We start from the raw sequence: 3390 nt of genomic DNA, 5'->3' as shown, positions 1-3390 counted from the left end.
GGTCCCATAATCATGGCCCCCATAAACATGGGAATACTCACGCCTACGACGACACCCATGGTTGCAATCGCTCCCAGAACACCGCCCCGGGTTCCTCCCACCAGTTTACCGCCTGTATAGCCGATCAACAGAGGAAGTAAATAAATAATCATCGGGCCTACCAGTTTACTTAAGTATGCGTTGGGTACCCAGCCTGTCGGAATAAAAAGTGCCGTAATCAATCCCCAAGCAATAAAAGCGCCGATATTCGGCATAACCATGCCGCTTAAGAACCGGCCAAACCTCTGGATTTTTTCCTGGGTACCACCGGTTGAATGCATTTGCATCGTAAAATTCTCCTTACTCATTGTTAATCCCCCATTAATTGACGGTTTTTGGTTTTATATAACTCTTCCATAATGTGGCTGATTTCCCGGAAGTCCTCTTCATAATTGCCGGTTGTTAATAACCCGGAAAACTCCGGCCGTTCGATCAGCATCCGGCTCAAATGACTGAGCGTCTCCATTTCGATTTTGCCGCAGTGTTCCGGGGCCAGCATAATAACAGCGAGCTTGACGTCTTCCGGTTGTCCTTTGCCGTTGATTACGCGGATGGAATTCAAAATCTTGACGGCGCCAAAATGAATCGTCTTTACAGCCTCGCTCCGGCAATGCAATAAAACCATTCCGTGCCCGGTAATAAAGGTGCCGCCTTTTTCTTCCCGCCGCATAATGGCTTGGGCCAGCCTTGCCTGATTCGCTTCCTCACCCAGAGTCCTGCTGATTTTGTCAATCACTTCTTCCATGGTTCGCGAATCCCGGTCTTCCCTAAGAAAGAAATTGTCCAGAATCCGGGTAATGGCCTCGCTATAACTGCTCAATGCATTTAATTTATCTTTCAAGGCCATTGGATTCTCTTTACGAACCGGTGAAACGGGAATTTGCTTTTTTGTCATTTTCATCTGCTGAATTATTTTTATTTTGTCTTCTTCAAATAACAACGGATTCACCGTAACAACCGGTAGGGAGCAGTTCTCAATGCCAACCGTGGAAACAATGAAATCAACTTTTTGTTCCCCCAGCCATTTTTCTTCTATATAAATTGTTGAAATGATATCGACAATTTTAATATTGTCAAATTCTTTTTCCATCCGGGTCGCCAATAGCCGGGACGTGCCGATTCCCGTGGCACAGGCAATCGCACAGCGGTAAATCCGCTTGGCAATTTTCGCACAGTTTTCAATCGCCGCGCCCAAATGCATAGCAATATAGGCAATCTCCGATTCCGGCATGGTAACACCCAACTGCTTTTCTACCACGGCGGCACAGGTCCGGCTGACTTCCAGCAAGTCCGGATAAAAGGCTTTAATCTTATCCAACAACGGATTCCGAATATCCAAATTCATTTTTAGCCTGCTTATGGACGGCCCCAAATGATTGACCAGACCAATTAATAAATTCTCATTGGCCGCTAAAGAATAGCCCGTCGTCTGTTCTGCGACTTTGATCATTTCCCTGGCCAGTTTCACCAGTTCAAAATTTCCCAACGGCTGGCCGGCTGACTGAAACGTATCACTACGGTTCCTGGAGCCTTTGAGATGCATGGTGATATAACCGATCTCATCTTCAGGAATCGGGAGGGCAAATTGGGTCGCAATTACCGCTGCCATATCGCCGGCAACGGTATATTCCGGCAGACGTTTCAACTCGTTCAGAAATTCTTTATCAATTGTAATTTCCTCATTCTTTTTTATACGTTGAATCGCCAGGGCTAAATGAACAATCAATCCCACATAGGCATTATCGGTCAGCTTATAGCCCATTTTCTGCTCGGCGGCCTGAATTGAGGTTTCCAACCGCCGGATCACTTCTTTATCGATTAAATTCAACAACCGTTTCCGGCTTCGATTTTCGATCCCGTCTTTCGGGTCGGACGATGAGTTTTTGATATAATTCCGGATCATGCGTAACAATTGTTCTTCATCCATGTTTTCGTAAATAAACCGGATCATCGCTTTCCTGATGTTACTTTCCCGGCCTTCAATATAAACGCCCAGTCCGGGTTTACGCACCAGGGTAATTTGATGGCCGGCAAACCACTTTTCAATTTTATCCAAATCATTGCTGATGGTCCCTTCCGTGACCTTCAGTATGGCAGCAAAATTGTAAAGTTTAACGGGCTCCTGATTCTGCAGCAATTCACTGATGATAAACATTTGCCGTTCCTGCGGCGAATAAATGATTTCTTCCTGTTCTTCCCTTAACAGAGCCAGCATTTCTTCCCGCTGAACTGCGTTTGCGCTGACCTTAATGCCGGCACCCGTCTTTTTACTCAGGCTGCAGCCTCTTGCGGCCAGCCAGCTTTCCACTTCATCCAATTCCCGCAGGATGGTTCTGGCGCTGACTCCTAACTCCTGAGCAATGGTTGAAAGAGTCACATAGTCATTCTCCCGGCAGATCGCAAGCAAGATTTTTTTAACACGAACATTCATTTTTTCCTGCATAACATCCCCCCGCTTACGTCAAACGTCTCCGCCGTTTATTCCCTGCCCATATGGATGGCAAAATGGGGTGAACGGCACCCCATTTTGCAGTTTGTTACTTTATTTACCTTTTTATTAGGACAGCCGGTTTACCAGGGCATCATATTCCGGACTGTTGACGAAATTTTTGATGGAAATATGCTCGGCCTTAGGCGCCATCGATCTGGCCCGTTCGGTAAGACTTTCGTGGGTGATGACAATTTCCGCATCGACGGGAATGTCTTCAATGGCGCAGTTGACTACTTCGATGTCCAGGCCGGCTTTTTTAAATTTGTTCCGCAAGGTAGTCGCCCCCATGGCGCTCGAACCCATGCCGGCGTCACAGGCAAATACGACTTTCCTGACGTTTTTCTTCACCGTTGCTTTTACCGGAGTTCCTTTGAGTTCTTTGACCCGTTCCTGCGCATCCGTCAGTTCTTCATCGTCCATTTTGGCGCTGGCCCGTTTCACAAACACGGACGCAACTAAGAAGCTAACAACCGTAGATACCAGCACGCCCGCCAGTACACCCAGATAACCGCCTTTCGGCGTCATGGCCATCAGGGCAAAAATGCTTCCCGGCGACGGAGTCGCCACCAGACCGGCATGGAAGGTGACAAAGGTCAGGACACCGCTGGCGCCGCCTGCGATTACCGCCAGAATCAACAACGGATTCATCAATACATAGGGGAAGTAAATTTCATGGATACCACCCAGGAAGTGGATGATAATGGCGCCGGGCGCCGATTGTTTGATCATTCCTTTGGAAAATACCCAATAAGCTAACAGAATGCCTAAGCCCGGACCCGGGTTCGGTTCCAGCAGGAAGAAGATGGACTTGCCGACTTCTTTCGCTTGCTGCACACCGATCGGGCTTAATATGCCATGAT

The 3390-nt window shown here is 47.6% G+C and carries 2 protein-coding genes and 1 pseudogene; all 3 read right to left on the bottom strand.

Annotation, left to right across the window (positions count from 1 at the left end; all coding sequences use genetic code 11):
• Window positions 1-347: pseudogene (locus LUCIF_RS23405) on the bottom strand (hypothetical protein); the annotation flags it as partial.
• 2 nt (window positions 348-349) lie between these two features.
• Window positions 350-2482: a BglG family transcription antiterminator gene (locus tag LUCIF_RS23400; protein WP_122630012.1), complete on the bottom strand. Its 2133-nt coding sequence runs from the start codon at window positions 2480-2482 to the stop codon at window positions 350-352.
• Window positions 2483-2596: 114 nt separating this feature from the next.
• Window positions 2597-3390: PTS transporter subunit EIIC (locus LUCIF_RS23395; RefSeq protein WP_133306315.1), on the bottom strand; the 794-nt coding region annotated here is incomplete at its 5' end.

It is taken from the genome of Allolucifera butyrica (assembly GCF_900476375.1).
GTDB lineage: Bacteria > Bacillota > Negativicutes > Sporomusales > UPPP01 > Lucifera > Lucifera butyrica.
Note: the sequence above shows the minus strand (reverse complement) of the source record. Positions and strands in the feature narration are given on the sequence as shown.

Excerpts from the sequence above, each read along its gene's own strand:
- LUCIF_RS23400 (WP_122630012.1), bottom strand. The coding sequence starts at position 2,482 with ATGCAGGAAAAAATGAATGTTCGTGTTAAAAAAATCTTGCTTGCGATC.